Origin of the sequence: Embleya australiensis (assembly GCF_051903075.1) — a bacterium.
Classification (GTDB): Bacteria; Actinomycetota; Actinomycetes; order Streptomycetales; family Streptomycetaceae; genus Embleya.
On record NZ_CP182423.1, the window covers coordinates 628638 to 651331 of the forward strand.

The 22694-nt window shown below is 72.1% G+C and carries 2 protein-coding genes; both read right to left on the reverse strand.

The window, feature by feature from the left end; genetic code table 11:
- Nucleotides 1-91: 91 nt before the first annotated feature.
- Nucleotides 92-15982, reverse strand: a complete 15891-nt coding sequence (locus ACMXN5_RS33075; RefSeq protein ID WP_439678571.1) for an amino acid adenylation domain-containing protein — start codon at nucleotides 15980-15982, stop codon at nucleotides 92-94.
- Nucleotides 15979-22434: an amino acid adenylation domain-containing protein gene (locus ACMXN5_RS33080; protein WP_439678572.1), complete on the reverse strand. Its 6456-nt coding sequence runs from the start codon at nucleotides 22432-22434 to the stop codon at nucleotides 15979-15981. Before ACMXN5_RS33080 ends, ACMXN5_RS33075 begins: the two co-directional genes overlap by 4 nt.
- Nucleotides 22435-22694: the final 260 nt, after the last annotated feature.

The following is a 22694-nucleotide window of genomic DNA, read 5'->3' on the forward strand; positions in this document are numbered from 1 at the left end:
TCGGCAAGTCCATGCTCTGCCAACTCACCTTCCACGCAAGCCGCTTTGGGCGGCGCCATGTGGCGCCGCCCAAAGCTCGCGGGCGGCTTGCTCACTCTCCGGCGAGTTCCCGGCCGATGATTTCGCAGATCTCGGCGGCGGGTCCGGGCAGGTACAGCTCCTCGTGCGCACCCCGCACGTCGTGGCGCCGCACGGTGCCCCGCACGTGCGGTCGCCACAGATCGGCGAAGGAGCCCTCCGGGTTGGGCACGGCCGCGAAGAACAGCACGTCGCCGCGATAGACCGGCGACTCGAACCCCGGCATCAGCGCCGTGTAGTTCGCTACGACCGCGACCGCGCGGTCCACGAACGCCTCGTCGTCGCGCCCGGCCGCGCCGGTGAGGTGTTCGGCGAAATAGTCCCGGATCTCGGCCGTGGTGGGCGGCGTCTCGCCGGTCAGCCGACTGCCCGGAACGCTGTCGAGCAGCGCCAGCAACGGCACCTCGTGACCGCGCCGTTGCAGCTCCGCGGCCATCGCGTGGGCCAGCGTGCCGCCGCCGGACAGTCCCATCAGGTGGAAGGGCCCCTCGGGCTGTACGGCCAGGATCTCCTCGACGTAGTCGGCGACCATCTCCTCGATCGATCCCGGCAACCGGGTCCGCCCGTCGAAGCCCTTGGCCTGGATGCCGTAGCTCGGCCGGTCCTTGGGCAGCAGGCCGGCGAAGCCCAGATACGGCCAGCACAGGCCGCCCCCGGGGTGCACCCACCACAGCGGTTCGCGGTTTCCCTCGGACCTGATCGGCAGGACCGCCGCCAACGGGTCCGCGACGGCGCCGGCGCCGCCGTCCGCCTCCAGGTAGGCGGCCAGTTCGGCGACGGTGGGACGATCGAAGACCACCCGGATCGGAATGTCCGCGCCGAGCACGGTCCGCGCCCGGGTGATCAACCGCGTGGCGAGCAGCGAGTGCCCGCCCAGTGCGAAGAAGCCGTCGTCGATGCCGACCCGGTCGAGCCCCAACACCTCGGCGAACACTCCGCACAGCAACTCCTCGCGGATGCTGCGCGGCGCGCGCCCGGTGGCGGCGCCCCCGTAGTCGGGCGCCGGCAACGCCCGCCGGTCCAGCTTCGCGCTCGCGGTCAGCGGCATCTCGTCGATGGTCATCAGCGCCGCGGGGATCATGTATTCCGGCAGCCGCGCGGACAGATGACCGCGCAGGTCGGCGACCAGTTCCTCGTTCGCCCCGCCGGCCGGTACGAGGTATCCCACCAGTCGCCGGTCCCCGGGCCGGTCGTCGACCACCACCACGGCCCGGTCGACGCCCGGGTGGGCCAGCAGCGCCGCCTCGATCTCGCCGGGCTCGATCCGGAAGCCGCGGATCTTGACCTGCTCGTCCGCGCGTCCGCGAAAGACCAGTTGCCCGTCCTCGCCGCGGACCACGATGTCGCCGGTGCGGTACATGCGCCCGCCCGGGCGACCGAACGGGCAGGCCACGAACCGCTGCGCGGTCAGCGCGAGGCGACCCACATAGCCGCGCGCCACCCCCGAGCCCGCTATGTACAACTCGCCGGGCACCCCGGCGGGCACGGGCCGCAACGCGGCGTCCAGGACGTAGACACGGGTGTTGGGGATCGGCCGGCCGATCGGCAGTACCTCGCCGGCGACCAGCGGCGCGCTCATCGTGGCGCAGGCGGTGGTCTCGGTCGGTCCGTAGACGTTGACCATCCGCCGCTCCCGCGACCACCGGGCGACCAACTCCGGCGGGGTCACCTCCCCGCCGACCACCAGCGAACGCACCGTGCCCAGCGAGTCGGCGGGCATCGCGGCAAGCATCGTGGGCGGGATCATCGCGTGGGTGACCCCGTGCGCGGCGATCGTGTCGGCCAACGGATCGCCGGCGGCCAGCCGTTCCGGGTCGGCCTGCACCACGCACGCCCCCGACAGCAGCGCCGTGAACAACTCGCACAGCGAGACGTCGAAGCTCGCCGAGGCCAATTGCAGCATCCGGCTGTCGGGGGTCACCGCGAGTCGTTCCACGTGCGCGGCGGCCAGGCTCGCCACCCCGCGATGGGTGACCGCGACCCCCTTGGGGCGGCCGGTGGAGCCCGAGGTGTAGATGACGTACGCCGCGCCGTCCAGGGTCACCGCCGGTGCCGCGAAGTCGGCGTCGGCGCGCGCCGGTATCCGGTCCACCCGCACGGTCTCGAGGTCGAGGTCGGCGAGGGTCGTGGTGGTCGCCGCGTCGACGACGATCAGGCGGGCCCCGGAGTCGGCCGTCATGAACTCGATCCGCTCGCGCGGCAGCTTGGGGTCGATCGGCAGGTACACGCCGCCGGCCTTCACGACGGCCAGCAGGGCCACCACGAACTCCGGCGAACGGCGCACGGCCACCGCCACCACCGACTCCGGGCGCACACCGCGCCGCAGCAACTCGTGCGCCAGCGCGTCCGAGCGTGCGTCCAGGTCCCGGTAGGTCAGCGTGGTCTCGCCGAACACCACGGCGGCGGCGGTCGGGTCGGCGGCCACCCGGGCGGCGAACAGGTCGGGCACGGTCGCCTCGATCTCGTCCGGAACGCCCTCGTTCGGTTCGGCCAACAGCCGGGCCCGCTCGGCGAGTTCGAGACCGTCCAGGGAGCCGATCGAGGTCTGCGGGTCGGCCGCGACCCGGCGCAGCACGCGGGCGAACCGCTCGGCGAGCCCCTCGGCTCGTTCCCTCGTGATCAGGTCGCACTGGTACTGCATGACCACGCGCAGGTGCGGGTCGGCGGTGGCCGCCACACCGAACGGGTAGTGGGTGCCGTTCGCCGAGTCGACGCCGGTGATCGTGATGCCTGCGGCGGTGTTCGCGTCGTCGATGCCGTCGCGGTCGACCGGGAAGGACTCGAAGACCACGACGGTGTCGAACAGCGTAGGCACCCCGGTGGCCCGGTGGATCTCGGTCAGCCCGCAGTGGTGGTGGTCGAGCAGCGCGCCCTGACGGTCCTGCAGGGCGGTCAGCATCTCGCCGAAGGTGTCCCACGGGGAGAGTCGGACGCGGACCGGCACGGTGTTGATGAACAGCCCCACCATCGCGTCGATGTCCGCGACCGCGGGCGGCCTGCCGGACACCGTGGTGCCGAAGACCACGTCCCGCCGGCCGGTCACCGCGCCCAGTACGACCGCCCACGCGCCCTGCACCAGCGTGTTGGGTGTGACGCCCAGTTCGGCGGCCCGTCGCGACAGGTCCGTCGCGTCGTCGGCCGACAGCACGACGTCGACCTGTTCGACCCGGCCCTGGTCCACGTCGGCCCGCGCGTCGGGGACGAGCAGGGTGGGTTCGTCGAAGCCGTCGAGTTCGCGGGCCCACGCCCGCGCCGACGCGTCGCGGTCCTGGCCCGCCAGCCACACCAGGAAGTCCCGGTAGCCGCGCACCCTCGGCAACGCCGCGGCGTCCCCGTCGGCGGCGTACAGTCGCAGCAGATCGTGTGTCAGCAGCGGCAGCGACCAGCCGTCGAAGAGCACGTGGTGCGCGGTCAGCACCAACTCGGCCCGCGCGCGGCCGGTTCGCACCAGGGTCAGCCGCAACAACGGCGCCACCGCCGGGTCGAAGTGGGCGGCCTGGTCCTCGGCCAGCAGTTGGGCCAGGCGCGCGTCGCGCTCGCTCTCCCGCAGATCGCGCAGGTCCACCTCGCGCCACGGCAACTCGACGCGTTCGGGCACCAGTTGCACGAGGTCGCCGGCCTGGTCGGCGACGAAGGCGGCCCGCAGGTTGGGGTGCCGGTCCAGGAGTGCCCGGCCGGCCGCGCGCATCCGGGTCGGGTCCACCTCGCCGGTCAGGTGGTGGACCAGTTGCACATGGTAGGCGTCGTAGGTGGCGCCGGCCAGCATGGATTCGAACAGCAGGCCGGACTGGAGCGGGGTCGGCGGCCAGATGTCCGCCAGGCCCGGATAGCGGCGCTCCCACGCCTCGATCTCGCTCTGCCGCACCGTGACCAGCGGCACGTCCGAAGGGGTCAGGCCGCCCGCGCCGGGATCGGCGACGTGTGTCGCGAGGGCTTCGAGCGCGGCGCACCACAGGTCCGCGAGTTCGCGCACCTCCGCCGGGGCGAGCACCCCGGTGGGGAAGTCGAACCGGGCCTCCAGGCGCGGTCCCCCTTCGGTGTCGGTGACGAACGCGTTGACGTCCACGGCCGACTTGGCGGGCAGGTCCGGGTCGAGCGCCGCGACGAGGCCGACGGCGTCGGGGACCTCGGTCCAGCCCAGGCCGCGTAGTTCGGCGGGCATGTCGGCCGCCGAGAACCGGCCCAGGTAGTTGAACGCGATCTGCCCACCGGGCAGCTGCGCCAACTCGGCACCGGTGTCCTCGTTCAGATAACGCAGGAGCCCATAGCCCAAACCCTTGTCGGGAACACACAGGAGCTGCTCCTTGACCGCCTTGACCGCCGCCCCCGCCGCCGGCCCACCCGCGAACGCCTCCTCGACATCCACACCCGCCAGATCCAACCGAACCGGGAACATACTCGTGAACCACCCCACCGTGCGCGACAAATCCGCACCCGGCACCACATGCTCCTCCCGACCATGCCCCTCCAAACGCACCAGAACCGACGACTCCACCACCCCACGACCACGCCGCCACCGCGCCACCGCCAACGCCAACCCCGCCAACAACGCGTCGTTGACCCCACCCCGAAACACCATCGGCACCCGACCCAACAACGCCTGAGTCACACCCACCGGCAACCGCGCGGACACGCCGGCGGTACTCGCGTGCACGTCCACGACCGGGTCGAGGTCCCGGGCGCCGAGCAGCGGATCGGGGCCGGTCAATATCTCCTGCCACAGCGGCAGTTCGGCCACGCGCCGCGGGTCGACGGCTTCCGCCGCCAGCGCCCGTGTCCACCGTCGAGCCGAGGTCGGCACCGGCGGCAGGTCCGGGGCGCTTCCGGCCCGCACCCGCTCCCACGCGGCGGCCAGGTCCGGCAGCAGGATGCGCCAGGAGACGCCGTCGATCACCAGGTGGTGCACCACCAACAGCAACCGCCCCGGCGCGTGCGAAGCGCCCGCCTCGAACCACACGAACTGCGCCATCACCCCGGAGGATGGAGCCAACCGCCCTGCGGCGGCGTTCAGTTCGCCTTGCGGGTCGGCCGTGGCGGCGACCCGACGCAGCAACCCGCGCGCGTCGACCGAGCCGGGGGCGGCGATGCACAGCCCGTCGGCGTCGAGGCGCGAGCGCAACGCGTCGTGCCGGTCCAGGACCGCGTTCAGCGTGGCGACGAGCCCGTTCTCGTCGATCCCGGGCGGCAGTTCCACCAACGTGGACATCGCGAACCGGTCGATCCCGCCGCCGGGTGCCAACAGGTACTTCGCCATCGGCGGCAACGGCATCACGCCCACGCCGTCGCCGTCGCCGTCGGGTTCGACCGGCGCGGCTTGGGCGGCGTCCTTGGTGTCCGCGGCGACGGCCAGTTCGGCCACGGTGCGCAGGGCGAAGATCTGCCGGGGAGTGATGCGCACGCCCCGGGCCCGGGCGCGGGAGACCACCTGAATGGAGCGGATGCTGTCCCCGCCGATCAGGAAGTAGTCGTCGTCGACACCGACCCGTTCGAGACCGAGTACTTCGGCGTACACCTCGGCCAGGACCGACTCGGCGAAGGTGCGCGGTGCCCGGTGGACGCCGCCGGTGAACACCGGCTCCGGCAGCGCCGCGCGGTCCGGTTCACCTTCCGGCGTGCGGGGAATCCGGTCGACGATCATGAACACGGACGGGATCTTGAAGTCCGGCAGTCGCTTCGCGGCGAAGCGGCGCAGGTGGGCCGGTGAGACACCGGCGGCGGTGAAGTCGAGGGCGGCGCCGTCGTCGCCGGATTCGGTGGGCACGACGTAGGCGATCAGTTGCCGCCCCGCGCCCCGACCGGCGTGCGGGACCACCACCGCGTGGACCACGCCGGGGTGCGTGGTGAGCACGGTCTCGATCTCGCCCGGGTCGACCGGCTTGCCGCGCACGAGCACCTCGGCTTCCGGGTCCACCGTGGTCGGGATCGCGGCGCCGATGGGCGCGTCGGGGTCGGCGATCGACTCGCGCAGGGTGGCGAGGAGCCGGTCGACGATGTCCTGGACGGTGCTCGGGTCGAACAGGTCTGCGGCGTACTCGAGGTTGACGACCACGCCGACGTCCGCGATGTCGGCCATGTTGAAGCACAGGTCGAACTTCGTGGTCGCGGTGTGCGTCGGCTCCAGGGTCGCGTCGAGACCGGGGAGTTCGACGTCGTCGTGCGCGATGCTCTGCCAGGCCAACATGACCCGAAACAGGGGTTGGTCCGGGGAGGAACGCTCGGGGTCGATCAGTTCGACGAGCCGTTCGAAGGGCACGTCCTGGTGGTCGTACGCGGCCAGCGCCCGGTGGCGTACCTGGTCGACGACCTCACCGAACGAGGGCTCGCCGGGCAGGCGCACGCGCAGCACCCACGTGTTGAGGAAGAATCCGACCAGGTCGGCAAGGGCCTCGTCGGTGCGGTTGGCGATCGGCGAGCCGATCGTGATGTCGTCGCCGCCGCCGAGTCGGCGCAGCAGCACCGCGAGCGCCGCTTGCAGCACCATCGGCGCGGTGGCGCCCCTGGCCGCCGCGAATGCGCGGACCGCGGCGCGCAGTTCGGGGTCGATGACGAAGGTGAGCAGGCCGCCCCGGCCGTTGCCCTCTTGCGTCCGCGGGCGGTCGACGGGTAGTTCCCGGGGCCGGGCGAGCCCAGCCAACTCGTGCTGCCAGAAAGCGGATTGGGTGGCCCACACACTGTTCGGGTCGTCCTCGTCGCCGAGCAGTTCGCGCTGCCACAGCGTGTAGTCGACGTACTGCACCGGCAGTTCCGGCAGACGTGGCGCCTCGCCGCGCAGCCGGGCGGCGTAGGCCGCGCCCAGGTCGCGTACCAGTGGGCCGAGTGATTCGCCGTCGCCGGCGATGTGGTGCAGGAGCAGGAGCAGCACGTGCTCGCGCTCCCCCTGGCGAAAGACGGTCGCCCGGATCGGCGGTTCCGAGGTGAGGTTGAACGGTCGGGAGGCGGCACGCGCGATCGCCTCGGCGTCGGCCGCCGGTTCGACGTCGACAACGCCCGCGTCCGGCGGCAGTTCCTCAACGCTCAGCACCCGCTGGTAGGGCACGCCGTGCTCGTCCTCGGCGATGAGCGTGCGCAGGCTCTCGTGGCGGGCCGTCACGTCACGCACCGCCGCACCCAGCGCGGGCAGGTCGAGCGAGCCGGTCAGGCGCAGGACCAGCGGGAGGTTGTAGGTGGCGGAGGGCCCGTCGAAGCGGTCGATGAACCACAGTCGGCGCTGCGCGAAGGACAGCGGGACGTGTGCGGGACGGTCGGGCACGCGCCGCAGTTCGGGTCGGGTGCGGGAGCCGATCGGCAGGCGGCCGGCCAGTTCTGCGACGGTGGGCGCGTCGAACACGGTGCGGATCGGCACGTCGGCCGCCAGTGTCGTGCGCAGCCGGCCGACCAGACGGGTGGCCAGAAGCGAGTGGCCGCCCAGGGCGAAGAAGTCGTCGTCGATGCCGATGGCGGGCAGGCCGAGCACGTCGGCGAACAGGGCGCACAGGACCTCTTCGAGGGGCGTGCGCGCGGCCCGTCCACGGCCGCCGACCGTGTGTTCGGGGGCGGGCAGCGCGGCACGGTCCAACTTGCCGTTGGCCGTCACGGGCAGCCGGTCCATCACCACGAAGGCGCTCGGCACCATGTATTCGGGCAACTCGGCCTCGGCGTGCGCGCGCAGGGCGGCGGTGAGACGGTCGGGGCTGTACCACTGTTCGGCGACGGTCGGGCCGGCGGCCGGCTCGACCGGCAGGTGGGGGCGGATGGCGTGGATCGAGTACATGCCGGTGCCCGCGAGTTCGGCGGAGGCCTCCACGGTGGTGTGGAAGCCGTGGGCACGCAGGAGGTCCACGATCACGTCGCGGCGGCCGTCGATGTCGTGCACCTCGGCGACGATCTGCCGGATGATCGGCCAGTGTTCGGGCTCGATGCCGGTCAGCACGTCGAGTTCGCTCTTCTCCGCGTCCACCTTCAGCAGGTCGACCACGGTGAGTTCGTGCTCGCGGATCACCTCTGAGAGAGTGCGCAGTTCGACCTCGACGGGCACGCTGTGCAGCCGCTCGGTGAGCAGTTCGGTCAGGTCTTCCGGCCCCGTCGCCGGGTCGGTCCCCTCGCGTTCGTTGCGCAGGACCTGTTCGAGCATGTGGCGTTCTTCGTCCTCGTCGGCGAAGCGGCCGGAGAGCAGCGACATGTCCGGGTAGTAGGTGAACACCGCGCGGCCCGGCTCGCCGGCGATGCCGCAGGTGGTGACCACGGCGTCGATGTCGTGCAGGGCGGCGTTGGTGCGGAACATCTCGGCGAGTTCGGGGATCGGCTCGAAGGCGAGGATTCGGCAGTCGGGCCGGCGGGTCTTCAGGTACAGCGAGAACAGACCGACGTGGCCACCGACGTCGATCACGCAGGCACCCTCGGGTAGGCGTATGCCGGATCGCAGGTATTCGTCACGCTCGAAGATCTCGTCGTAGAGGAAGGTGGTGTTGGACCGGTTGCGCGCGTGCACCAGCATCCCGTTGGGCATCTCGTGCAGTTCCACCCCCTCGAGCCGGCCCTCGCGGCGCATCCGGGTCACGTTGGCGACCGCGGGCGCGTGCGTTCGGTCGGGTACCACGTAGGCCACCAACCGGCGGTCGCCCGAGGGGGCTTCGCGGGCGAGCAGAACGGCCTGTTCGATGCCCGGGTGGTCGGTGAGGGTGTTCTCGATCTCGCCGGGTTCGATCCGGAAGCCGCGGATCTTGACCTGGTCGTCGGCCCGTCCGAGGAACTCCAACCGGCCTTCGCGGTCCCAGCGGACCAGGTCGCCGGTGCGATACATGCGGGTGCCGGGCGTGCCGAACGGGTCGGCCACGAAGCGCTCGGCGGTCAAGCCGGGGCGGCCGGTGTAGCCGCGGGCCAACTGGTCTCCGGCGAGGTACAGTTCGCCGACCGCGCCGGGGGGTACGGCGGTCAGGTGGGGGCTCAGGACGTGGACTCGGGTGTTCCACACGGGGCGGCCGATGGTCACCGGGCCCGGCTCCGAGGGCGGGCACGGGGTCGCGGTGACGTCGACCGCGGCCTCGGTCGGTCCGTAGAGGTTGTCCAGCGGGGCGGTCATGATCGTGTGGTATCGGTCGCGCAGGGCCGGGCTCAACGCCTCGCCGCTGCACACGACCTGGCGCAGGCTCGCGCAGTCGGCCGCCGCGGGCTCCTGGAGGAACGCCTGGAGCATCGAGGGCACGAAGTGCGTGATGGTGACCCCGGCGCGCCGGATGAGATTCGCCAGATAGGTCGGGTCGCGGTGTCCGTCGGGCCGCGCGAGGACCAGCGTGGCACCGCTGATCAGCGGCAGGAACACCTCCCAGACCGAGACGTCGAAGCCCAGCGGGGTCTTTTGCAGGATTCGGTCGTCGGGGGTGACGTGGTAGTGCTCGCGCATCCACAGCAGTCGGTTCACGATCGCCGCGTGTTCGACCACCACACCCTTGGGGCGGCCGGTCGAGCCCGACGTGTAGAGCACATAGGCGGGATGCGCCGAGGTCGCGGGGGTGGGCCGCCCGCCGGCGATCTCCTCCCCGTCGGGCTCGTCGATCACCAGTGTCTCGACGTCGTCCGTCCCGGGCGTGTCGGCGAGGGTGATGGTCACCCTGGGGCGGGCGTCCGCGCGCAGGTAGGCGATGCGTTCGGCGGGGTATGCCGGGTCGATGGGCAGGTAGGCGCCGCCGGCCCGGTGTACCGCGAGCAGGGCCACGATCATTTCGATCGAGCGGGGCAGCACTACCGCGACCACGCTCTCCGGTGCCACCCCGCGCGCGCGAAGTCGTCGGGTGAGTGCGTCGACCCGTCGGTCGAGTTCCGCGTAGGTGACGGCGGTGTCCTCGAAGACCACGGCGGTGGCGTCGGGGGTACTTGCGACGCGGGCTCGGAACAGTTCGGGGATGGTGGTGGCCGGGACCGGGCGCGCGGTGTCGTTCCATTCGACCAGGACCCGCTGTAGCTCGGCGGGTTCGAGCACGTCCAGGCGGGCCAACGGCAGGTGCGGATCCGCGACCAGGTGGGTCAGCACGCGCACCAGTCGGGCGCCGATGCCGGCCACCGCGGCGTGGTCGAACGCGTGGTGCTGGTACTGGATGGCGATGCGCAGTTGCGGATCGGCGTCGGCGGTGACGGCCAGGGGGTAGTGGGTGCCGCTGAACGGGGTGAGTCCGCTGATGGCCACCCCCGATTCCGCGTTGGCCTCGCTCAGGCCCACCCGGTCGACGGGGAAGGATTCGAAGACCACGACGGAGTCGAACAACACGCCCACGCCGGCCGCGCGTTGGATCTCGGCCAGTCCGAATTGGTGGTGGTCGAGCAGCGCGGCCTGGCGGCGCTGCAGCGTGGTCAACAGTTCGGCGAAGGTGGTCGCGGCGCCGCAATCCACGCGCACCGGCAGGGTGTTGATGAACAGCCCCACCATCGAGTCGACGTCGGGGACGGCGGCCGGACGACCCGACACGGTGGCGCCGAACACCACCTCTCGCCGACCGGTCAACCGCCCGAGGAGCACTCCCCAGGCGCCCTGGAGCAGCGTGTTCAGCGTCACGCCCAACTCGGCGGCGCGCCGGGACAGGCCGTGCGTGAGGTCGGCCGGCAGCGGCACGTCGAGTTGCCCGGTGTCCCCGGCGGCCGTGCGGCCCGCAGACCCGGCCGCCAGCAACGTCGGCTCGTCGATGCCCGCCAGTTCGTCGGCCCAGGCCCGGGCGGCGGCGTCGCGGTCCTGTCGGGTCAACCAGGCCAGGAAGTCGCGGTAGCCACGTACTCTCGGCAGCACCGACTCGTCCCCGCCGGAGGCGTACAGCCGCAGCAGGTCGCGCATCAGCAGTGGCACCGACCAGCCGTCGAACAGCGCGTGGTGGGCGGTGAAGACCAGTTCCGAGCGCTCAGCGTCGAGGGTCAGCAGCGACATCCGCAGCAGCGGGGGCACCGCCGGGTCGAAGCGCGCGTCGCGGTCCTCGGCGAGCAGTCGCTCCAGTTCCTCCTCGTCATGGCGGGTCAAGTCGTGGTGTTGCCAAGGGAGTTCGAGGTGGCCGGGGACGAGTTGTACGTATTCGCCGCGGGCGTCGGGAACGAACGCGACGCGCAGGTTGGCGTACCGGTCGAGCAGCGCCCGACCCGCGGCGCGCATGCGCTCGGGTTCGACCCTGCCGGTGAGGTGGTACACGAACTGCACGTGGTAGGCGTCGTAGGCGGCGTCGGCGAGCATCGACTCGAACAGCAGGCCGGATTGCAGGGGGGTGAGCGGCCAGATGTCCGTCAGGCCCGGATGGCGGCGCTCCCACGTCTCGATCTCGTCCTGTCCCACCGTGACCAGCGGGACGTCCGAGGGGGTCAGGCCGCCGGCGTCCGGATCGGCGACGTGCCGCGCCAACCCCTCGAGGGCGGCGCACCACAGGTCGGCCAACTCGCGTACCTGTTCGGCGGTGAGCACCCCGGTGGGAAATCCGAATCGGGCGTCCAGGCGGGCGCCCTCGTCGGTCTCGGTGACCAGCGCGTTCACGTCGAGCACCGACAGTGCGGGCATGTCCGGGTCGGGGGTCGCCACCAGTTCGGCGGTGCCCGGGGTCTGCGACCAGCCCAGGCCGCGCAGTTCGGCGGGCATGTCGGCCGCCGAGAACCGGCCCAGGTAGTTGAACGCGATCTGCCCACCGGGCAGCTGCGCCAACTCGGCACCGGTGTCCTCGTTCAGATAACGCAGGAGCCCATAGCCCAAACCCTTGTCGGGAACACACAGGAGCTGCTCCTTGACCGCCTTGACCGCCGCCCCCGCCGCCGGCCCACCCGCGAACGCCTCCTCGACATCCACACCCGCCAGATCCAACCGAACCGGGAACATACTCGTGAACCACCCCACCGTGCGCGACAAATCCGCACCCGGCACCACATGCTCCTCCCGACCATGCCCCTCCAAACGCACCAGAACCGACGACTCCACCACCCCACGACCACGCCGCCACCGCGCCACCGCCAACGCCAACCCCGCCAACAACGCGTCGTTGACCCCACCCCGAAACACCATCGGCACCCGACCCAACAACGCCTGAGTCACACCCACCGGCAACCGCGCCCAGACGTGGTCCCCGGTGGCCGTCACATCCTGCGCCGGGTCGAGCGGTCGCGCCCCGAGCAGCGGGTCGGGGCCGGCCACCGCGGAGCGCCACAGCGGCAACTCCTCGGCCCGGCGCGGCGCCTCCTCGACGAGCGCGTGCGTCCAGCCCCGCACCGAGGTGCGCACCGGAGGCAGCGCCGGCGCCCGGCCGACGCGCACCGCCGCCCACGCCGCGGCCAGGTCGGGCAGCAGAATTCGCCAGGACACTCCGTCGACCACCAGGTGGTGCAGCACGATCAGCAGCCGGTCCGGACCCTCGAGGTCGCCCGCCTCGAACCACACGAACTGCGCCATCACTCCGGCGGTCGGAGCCAACCGGCCCGTGGCCGCGTCGAGTTCCTTCTCCGCCTGCTCCTGCCACGGTCCCGAGCGAACCACTCGTCGCACGAGCGTGGCCGGCGTCGTCGTCCCCGGAGCCTCGACGCGCAGGCCGTCCGCCACGAGCCGCGACCGCAGCACGTCGTGGTGGTCCAGGACCGCGCCGAGCGTGCCGAGCAGTCCCGCCTCGTCGATGTCCGACGGCAGATCCACCACCATCGACATCGAGAACCGGTCGATGCCGCCGCCCAGTTCGAGCAGATAACGGCCGATCGGCGGCAGCGGCAGCAGGCCCACGCCGCCGCCGGCCGGCTCCTCGAACACGGCCCGGGAGCCGACTCGTTCGCTCGCGAGCGCGGCCAACTCGGCGACCGTGCGCCTCTCGAAGATCTCCCGAGGGGTGATCTCCACGCCGCGCGTCCGCGCCCGCGAGACCACCTGGATCGAGCGGATGCTGTCCCCGCCGATCGCGAAGTAGTCGTCGTCGATGCCGACCCGGTCCACCCCGAGCACTTCGGCGTAGACCTCGGCCAGCACCGACTCCGTGGCCGATCGGGGCGCGCGGTATTCCCCGCCCGCGAACACCGGTTCCGGCAGCGCCGTCCGGTCCAGTTTCCCGTTGGCCGCCAGTGGCAGGCGATCGAGCACCACGAAGAGCGAGGGGACCATGAACTCCGGCAGCCGTTGGGCGACGAACGCGCGCAGTTCGGCGACCGAGACGCCCACGGTCAGGTCGACGTCGAGCCGACTCAGGCTCGCGGCGCCGCCGAGCGAGTCCACCGTACCGATGCCCCCCGCGCCCACCGGTACCACGTAGCCCACCAGTTGCCGCCCGCCCGGCCGGTCGTGGGTGGTCACCACGGCATGCGTGACCCCCGGATGCGCGGTGATGGCGGCTTCGACCTCACCCGTCTCGATCCGGAATCCGCGGACCTTGACCTGCGCGTCGTCGCGCCCGGCGTACTCCAGGGTGCCGTCCGCGGCGCGCCGGGCCAGGTCGCCGGTGCGGTACATCCGCTGACCGGGCGGACCGAACGGGTCGGCCACGAAGCGCTCTGCGGTCAGTGCGGCGCGAGCGTGGTAGCCGCGGCCGACCGCGCCCGCGACGTACAGTTCGCCCACCACTCCCGGTGGTACCGGTCGCAGCCCCGGACCCAGCACGTAGGTGCGCATGTTGCCGAGGGGCGTCCCGATCGGCACGCTCCCGTCGGCCTGCCACGCCATGTCGCCGGGGATCGCGAACGTGGTGGCGTAGAAGCTCTCGCTCTGTCCGTAGGCGTTGACCACGCGCACCCCGGGGAACACCTCGCGGACCCGGCGCACCAGCGTGGCGGGCAGGGCTTCGCCGGCGAACACCACGGCGTCCGCGGTGGAGCCGGGCGGCAGGTGATCGACGATTTCGGCGAATACCGAGGGCACGGTGCTGATCACCCCGCCCGACCCGGCCGGCCGCTCGCCCAGCGCGAGCACGTCGCGCAGGATCTCGACGGTGCCGCCGACGCCGAGGGTGGTGACGATCTCGAACACCGACACGTCGAAGTTGATCGACGTCCCGGCACACATCCGCGAGCCGGGGCCCACTCCGACCGAGGACGCCAACCGCAGCACGCCGTTGACCACGCCCTGGTGGGTGATCGCGACGCCCTTGGGCGTGCCCGTGGAACCGGAGGTATACATCACGTAGGCCACGTTGTCCGGTCGGGGCGCGGAAGCGGGGGTGCCCGGGTCGGCGCCGTCGAGGGCCAGGTCGTCCAGGAGCACGCGCGGGATGTCCGCGTGGGGCAGTGTCGGGGCGGTGTCGGCGTCGGTGAGCAACAGCCCGGGGCGGGCCTCGTCGAGGATGCGATCCAGTCGCCGGCTGGGATAGCGGGGATCGATCGGCACGTAGGCGGCGCCGGACTTGAGGATGCCGAGGAGGGCGACCACAAGATCGGCCGACCTGGGCAGGGCCAGCCCCACCAGCGTCTCGGGACCCGCGCCGCGCCGGACCAGCTCGTGCGCCAGCCGGTTCGCCCGGGTGTCCAACTCCCGGTACGTGAACTGCCGCTCGCCACAGACCACGGCGATCGCGTCGGGAACCCGCTCGACCGTGCGTCGCACCAGTTCCGGGACGCCGAGCGCCGGGGTGGGCATCGCCGTGTCGTCGTATGCGGCCCACAATTCGCGCTCGTTCGGGGCCAGTACGTCCACCGCGCCCACCGGCCGGGTCGGATCGGTGGTGAACTGCCGCAGGACCCGCAGGAATCGCTCGCCGATGGCGACGACGGTGTCCCGCTCGAACAGGTCGGTCGCATATTCGAGAGTGCACAGCATGCCCGCGTCGACCGCGTCCTCGGCGAAGTTGAACTCCAGGTCGAACTTCGAGGTGCGGGTCGGGACGGCGGACAGGCGCGCCTTCAGGCCGGGAAGGTCGAGGTCGACGCGGGCGTTGTTCTGCCAGGTGAACATCACCTGGAACAGCGGATGGTAGGCGGTGGACCGCTCCGGGTTCAGCGCCTCCACCAGCCGCTCGAACGGCGCGTCGGAGTGGTCGAAGGCGCCGAGGGCCTTGTCCCGGACCCGTTCGAGCACGCGCTCCACCGACGGGTTTCCGGACAGGTCCGCGCGCAGCACCCAGGTGTTGACGAAGAACCCGACCATGTCGGCGAGTTCCTCTTCCCCGCGGCCGGCGATGGTGGAGCCGATGGTGACGTCGTCGCCGGCGCCGAGGTGGTGGAGCAGCGTGGCCACCGCCGACTGCATGACCATCGACACCGTCACGCCCCTGGTGCGGGCCAGTTCGGTGGCGGCGGCGAGCAGGTCGGCGTCGATCGCGAACTCGACCGCGTCGCCGTGATGGCTCGCCTTCGCCGGGCGCGGGTGATCGGTCGGCAGTCGCATCTGCTGGGGCGCACCGGCGAGTTCGGCGCGCCAGTAGCCGAGCTGGCGGGCCAGAAGGCTGTCGGGGTCGTGCTCGTCGCCGAGGAACTCCCGCTGCCACAGCGCGTAATCCGAGTACTGTACGGGCAGTTCGAGCCACTGCGGCGCCCGTCCCCCGGCGCGGGCCCGGTATGCCGTGGTCAGGTCGCGCGCCAGCGGGGCCATCGATTCGCCGTCGGCGGCGATGTGGTGGACGACGAGGACGAGCACGTGCTCCTCGGCGGAGCAGCGCAACACGCGGGCGTGGATGGGGATCTCGGCGGACAGGTCGAACCGGTGACCGACCGCCTCGGCCAGCGCTGCGGAGACCGCGTCGGGTGCCGTCTCGACGACCGGCACCTCCGGCGCCGCGTCGGCCGAGGGCAGCGCCCGCTGTGTGGGCACGCCTTCGTCGTCCACCACGAACACCGTGCGCAGACTCTCGTGCCGATCGACCACGTCGCGCACCGCGGCACGCAGCGCGGGTAAGTCGAGGGCGCCTTCGAGCCTGAGCACGAATGGGAGGTTGTAGGTGGCCGACGGGCCCTCGAACCGGTCGATGAACCACAACCGGCGCTGCGCGAACGACAACGGGATCATCTGGCATCCACTCCTCGAACGGTCATCTTGCGCAGCCGGGGTCTGGGGCCGGCCGTGGTGGCGGTGGCGGTGGCGAGTTCACCGGACAGCTCGCCGATCGTGGGGGTCATGAAGACGGTTCTGATCGGCAGGTCGGCGCCCAGTTCCGCGCGAATGCGGCCGGCAAGGCGGATCGCGAGCAGCGAATGTCCGCCCAGGGCCAGGAAGTTGTCGTCGATGCCGACCCGGTCGACACCGAGGACCTCGGCGTACAGCCGACACAGCGTCGCTTCCGAAGCGGTGCGCGGCGCGCGGTATTCGGCGCCGAGGAACTCCGGTTCGGGCAGCGCGTCGCGGTTCAGCTTGCCGTTGGGGAGCAGCGGGAAGCGCTCCAGGACGACGAACGCGGTGGGGGTCATGAAGTCGGGCAGCCTGCTCGCGGCCCAGCCGCGCAGTTCGCCACTCGTCGGAGCCACGCCCGCGCTCGGCACCACGTAGGCCACCAGGTGACTCCCGCGGCCGGTGTCGCGGCCCGCGCGCGCCACCACCACCGCGTGGCCGACACCGGGGTGCGCGGTCAGCACCGCCTCGATCTCGGCCGGTTCGATCCGTACGCCGCGGATCTTCACCTGGACGTCGACGCGCCCGAGGTATTCGAGCACGCCTTGATCGGTGAGGCGGGCCAGGTCGCCGGTGCGGTACATGCGTGCGCCCGGCGGCCCGAACGGGTCGGCCACGAAGCGCTCCGCGGTCGACCGCGCACGGCCGTGGTAGCCGCGCCCGACGGTGGCGCCGGCCACGTACAACTCGCCGCGCACGCCCGGTGGGACCGGGAGCAGCCCGGGGCCGAGCACGTAGGCGCGCACGTTCGCCAGCGGTGTGCCGATCGGCGCGCCGGCCGTACCGACGCGGTCCTCGGGCAGCGCGATGGTGGTGGCGTAGAAGGTCTCGGTCTGCCCGTAGGCGTTGACCACCCGCACGCCCGGGATCGCCTCGCGAGTGCGGCGCACCAGCGAGGCGGGCAGCGCCTCGCCGGCGAACACCACGGCCTCGGCCCGGATCCGGTCCGCGGTCTGGTCCAGCAGTTCGGCGAACACCGAGGGGACCGTGCTGATCACCACGCCCGAATCGCGGTTTTGGGTGTCGCGTTCGGCCAGGACCAAGACGTCGCGGATGACCTCGACGGTGCCTCCGGTGCACAGGGTGGTGAAGATCTCGAACACGGACACGTCGAAGTTGACCGAAGCTCCGGCCAGCATCCGCGTCCCGGACGGTACGCCGAGGCACGAGACCAGGCCCGGCACGCAGTTGGTCACGTTGCTGTGGGTGATCGCCACGCCCTTGGGTGTGCCGGTCGACCCGGACGTGTACATCAGGTAGGCCACGTCGTCCGGCCGCGGCGGGATGCCGCGCGCGGGGGTGTCGGCCTCCCGGTCGGCCTGCTCCGGGCGCAGCACGGGCAGGTTCGTGGGGGGCAAAATCGTTTCGGTCGGGGCGTCGACGAGGATCAGCGACGGGGCGGCGTCGGCGAGTACGAATTCCAGTCGCGCGCTGGGGTATTGCGGATCGATCGGCAGGTAGGCGGCGCCGGATCGCAGTACCGCGAGCAGTGCCACGACCAGGTCGGCCGACCTGGGCAGGGCCACCGCCACCACCGACCCGGGGCCGATCCCGCGGCGGATCAGCGCGTCGGCGCGGCGCCGCGCCCGCTCGCGAAGTTCGCGATAGGTCAGCGAGGTCTCGCCGGACACCACCGCGATCGCGTCCGGGGTCGCGGCGGCCTGTCGCTCGAACAGTTCGGGGATGGTCGTTTGTGGTGTGGCCGCGCCCGTGTCGTGGAAGCCGCGCAGCAGGTCGTGTTCGGCCGGTTCGAGCAGGTCCACCGTGTCGACGGGGTGTTCGGGATCGGCCGCCGCCTGGTGCAGCACGCGCGCGAAGCGGGCCGCGACGCGTGTGGCCTGCTCGTGGTCGAACACGCCGAGGCGGTATTGCAGGACCAGCCGCAACGTGGCCGAGTCGTCGGGGAAGGCCATCACGGTCAGCGGATAGTGGGTGGCGGTGACCGGTCGCAGTCCGGTGACGGTGATCCCGGCCTCGCGGCCCGCCTCGGTGATGCCGGAGCGATCCAGCGGGAAGGACTCGAAGGCGATGTAGGTGTCGAACAGGGGGCTCGATCCGGTCGCCCGGCCGATGTCGGTCAACGAATGGTGGTGGTGGTCGAGCAGCGCGCCCTGACGCTCCTGAAGGCGGGTCATCAGTGCGGCCAGGCTCTGTCCCGGGCTCCAGCGCGCGCGGACCGGGACGGTGTTGAGGAACAGGCCGACCACGGAGTCGACGCCGATGAGCGCGGGGGGTCGGCCGGCCACGGTGGCGCCGAAGACCACGTCGGTGCGGCCGGTGGCATGGCCCAGCACGACGGCCCAGGCGCCCTGCACGACGGTGTTGAGGGTGAGTCCGAGTTCGGCCGCGCGCCGCGCGAGTGCACGCGCCTGCTCGCCGGTCAGCGGTACGTCGACCTGACCGATGCCGGTGAAGGTGTCCGCGCCCGGGGTGGCCCGGGGGGCGATCAGGGCGGGTTCGTCGAACCCGTCGAGTTCGGCCGCCCACGCGCGCGCGGATCGGTCCCGGTCGCGGCGGGAGAGCCAGCTCAGGAAGTCGCGGTAGCCGCGCGCGCGGGGCAGTGCCGTGGCGTCCGAGCCGTTGCCGTACAGCCGCAGCAGATCGCGGGTCATCACCGGCAACGACCAGCCGTCGAACAACACGTGGTGGGCGGTCAGCACCAGTTCCGCGCGGTCGGGCCCCAGCGTGACCAGCGTCAGCCGCAGCAGCGGCGGTACGGCCGGATCGAAGCGCCCGGCCAGGTCTTCGGCGAGCAGTCGGGCGAACTCCTCGTCGCGCGCCGCCTCGTCGAGATCGCGCAGGTCCACCTCGCGCCAGGGCAGCGCGACCCCTTCGACGACCAGCTGGACCGGACCGGCGGCGGCGTCGGGGACGAACGCGGTGCGCAGCGCCGCGTGTCGGTCGAGCAGCGCCTGCGCGGCGGCACGCATCCGGGCGGGGTCCACCGGCCCGGACAGGTGCAGCGCGTACTGCACCCGATACGGATCGACGGCGGAGTCGTCCAGCAGGGTCTGGAAGAGCAACCCCTCCTGGAGGGGGGTCAGCGGCCAGATGTCGACCAGGCCCGGGTGGCGCCGCTCCCAGGTCCGGATCTCGTCCTGACTCACCGACACCAGCGGCACGTCCGAGGGCGTCAGTCCGCCCGCGCCCGGCCGGGCGACGTGCCGGGCCAGGCCCTCGAGGGCCGCGCACCACAGGTCGGCCAGTTCGCGCAGGTCCTCGGGGGCGAGCACCCCGGTCGGGGCGCCGAACAGCGCGCCCAGGCAAGCGCCCCGGTCGGTGTCCACGACCGCGGCGTTGATGTCCACTTCGGACAGCGCGGGCATCCTCGGGTCGTGTCCGGCGTCCAGTTCGGCCAGTTCGGCGAATTCGGCCAGTTCGGCGGTCTGCGTCCAGCCCAGGCCGCTCAGGTGTTCGGGCATGTCGGCGCCGGAGAACCGGCCGAGGTAGTTGAAGCCGACCTGCCCGAGAGGGAATGGGGCGAGGTCGGCGGCGGTGTCGGGGTTGAGGTGGCGCAGCAGCCCGTAGCCGATGCCCTTGCCGGGGATCGCCAGGATTTGCTCCTTGACCGCCTGGAGCACCCGGCCGGCGGCCGGACCGCCCGCGAACGCCTCGTCCAGGTCGGCGTCCGTCACGTCCAGGCGCACGGGGAACACGCTGGTGAACCAGCCCACCGTGCGCGAGAGGTCGGCGCCCGGGACCGTCTCCTCCTCGCGGCCGTGCCCTTCCAGCCGCAGCAACGTCGAGGTCTCGGAGCCGCCTCGGTCCCGGCGGCGGCGGGCCACCGCCAGTGCCAGTGCGGCCAGCAGCCCGTCGTTGACGCCGCAGCGGAACGCGGCGGGGATCGAGGTGAGCAGCGCCTCGGTGACCGTCGGGGACAGCAGCACGCGCGTCTTGTGCACGGTGCCCATCACATCCACCGCCGGATCGAGCCGGCGGCTGCCGAGGAGCGGGTCGTGGCCGGCCACGATCGAGCGCCACACCGGCAGTTCGGCCACCCGCTCCGGCGAGGACGCCTGGTCCGCCAGCGCGTGCGCCCAGCGGCGCGCCGAGGTGGGCACGGCGGGCAGCGTCGGCGTGTTCCCGGCGCGTACCCCTTCCCAGGCGGCGGCCAGGTCGGGCAGCAGAATGCGCCAGGACACCCCGTCGACGACCATGTGGTGCAACACCACGAGCAGCCGCCCGGGTTCGGGCGAGCCGACCGGGTCGAACCACACCAGCCGCGCGACGACACCCGCCGAGGGGGCCAGTTCCCCGGCGGCGGCGTCCAGTTCGCGAACCAGCAGGCGGTGCCACTCCTGCCCCGCCCAGTTCCCGGCGCACTCGACGCGGCGGATCAGCGGGTCCGCCGCAACCGTGCCCGGGGGCGCGACCACCAGTCCGTCGGAGACCAGTCGCGCGCGCAGCAGGTCGTGCCGGTCCAGGACGGCGGTCACGGTCGCGACCAGCCCGGCACGGTCGATGCCCTCGGGGAGCGCCAGCACCATCGCCTGGGACAACCGGTCGAAACCGGGCCCGAGTTCGCCGATCCAGCGCGCCACCGGCAGCAGGGGTTGCCAACCGAGGCCGCCGTCCTCGGGCTCGGCGGGCAACGGGTCGGCGCCGGCATGCTCGTCGGTGGTCGCCACCTCCGCCAGCTCCGCGACGGTGCGGCACTCGAAGATCTGGCGGGCGCTGATCTCCAGACCCCGGGCGCGGGCTCGGGAGACCGCCTGGATCGACTGGATGCTGTCCCCGCCGATGGTGAAGAAGTCGTCGTCGACGCCGATCCGGGCCCGCCCCAGCACCTCGGCGAAGACCGAGGCGAGCAGTTCCTCCCGGGGGGTGCTCGGCGCGCGATAGGTGGTGCCGATGAACTCCGGTGCGGGCAGCGCCGCGCGGTCCAGCTTCTCGTTCGGGGTCAGCGGCATGCGTTCGAGCACCACGATCACCGCGGGCACCATGAACTCGGGCAGCCTGCGGGCCACGAACTCGCGCAACTCCCCCGTGGCGAACCCGGCGTCGAACGCGATGTCGTCGACGCCGGCGTCGCGCGGGACCACGTATCCCACCAGTTGCCGGGCGCCGCCGACCCCGTCGCGGGCGATCACCACCGCCTGGGTGACCTTCGGGTGAGCCAGCAGCACCGCTTCCACCTCACCGGGCTCGATCCGGAACCCGCGCACCTTCACCTGCGCGTCGGCGCGCCCCTTGAACTCCAGTTCTCCGTCGGCGGACCGGGTCACCACGTCGCCGGTGCGGTACATCCGTTCGCCGGCCGGTCCGAACGGGCACGCGACGAAGCGTTGCGAGGTCGGCGAAGGTCGATTGAGGTAGCCGCGCGCGACTCCGACGCCCGCGAGGTACAACTCGCCGGGCGTGCCCTCCTCGACCGGGGACAGCGTGTCGTCGAGCACGTACGCTCGCATGTGGTCCATGGGGCGACCGATCGGGATCTCCCCGTCCAACGCGCTCTCGGGGGCCACCGACGCGCATGTCGCGAACACCGTGGTCTCCGTCGGCCCGTAGACGTTGACGAAGAGCGTCCGCGGGCACGCCTGCCGGGCCGCGCGCACGGCCGCCGGCGAGACCCGGTCACCGCCGACCCACACCTCCCGGAAGCCGGCGAGGCACCGCGCGTCCTCGCGGACCAGCAGATCGAACAGCGCGGCGGTCAGGAAGCTCGCGGTGACGTCGTACTCGGCCACCAACGCGGCCAGCGAGGCGGGGTCCGGTTGCCCCGCCGGGTCCACCACGATCAGTCCCCCGGTGAGCAGCGGAACCCACAGTTCGTAGACCGAGGCGTCGAAGGCCAACGGCGAGTGGAGCAGCACCCGGCGCTGGGCATCGCCGCGGAAGCGTCGGTCCAGTGCCAGGCCCACCACGTCGCGGTGGGTCACGCCGATGCCCTTGGGGGTGCCGGTCGAGCCGGAGGTGTACATCACGTACGCGAGGAGGTTCGCCGGCCACTGGCTTTGTCTTCCCGCGAGGTCGAACGGCGGTGTATTGCGCAGGAGTTCGTCGGTTGTCACGGTCGGGCCGAACTCGGGCGGGACGGTCGCCGCGGTTCCCGCCCCGGTCAGCACCAGCACCGGTCGCACGTCGCGCAGCATGAACTCGATCCGCTCCGCCGGGTACGTGGCGTCCACCGGCAGGTACGCGGCGCCCGCCTTGAGCACCGCGAGCAGCGCCACCACGAGATCCACCGAACGCGGCAGCAGCACGCCCACGATCGACTCCGGTCCCACGCCGCGCCGGGTCAACGCGCCCGCGAGCCGGTTCGCGCGTTCGTCGAGTTCGCGGTAGGTCAGCGACACGTCGCCGCATACCACCGCGGGCGCGTCCGGTACCGCAGCCGCCTTTCGTTCGAACATCGTGGAAATCGTCGCGTCGGGTAGCGGCTCGACCGTTTCGTCGAATGTCCTCCACACGAGGTGCCGCTCCATCGGACCCTGCACACGCATCACCCATCCGAAGAAGAAGTGAACCGGGGCGACGATTTCCGCCGCACTGCCGTCCACGACATCGGTCCGGGGGCCGAATCGGGCCGCACCCACATCGATATCGCCGATAAAGAGACCGCGCCGTCGCACTCTGCGGACTTCTCACCTTCGTACCTGTGTCCGCGTGGGTC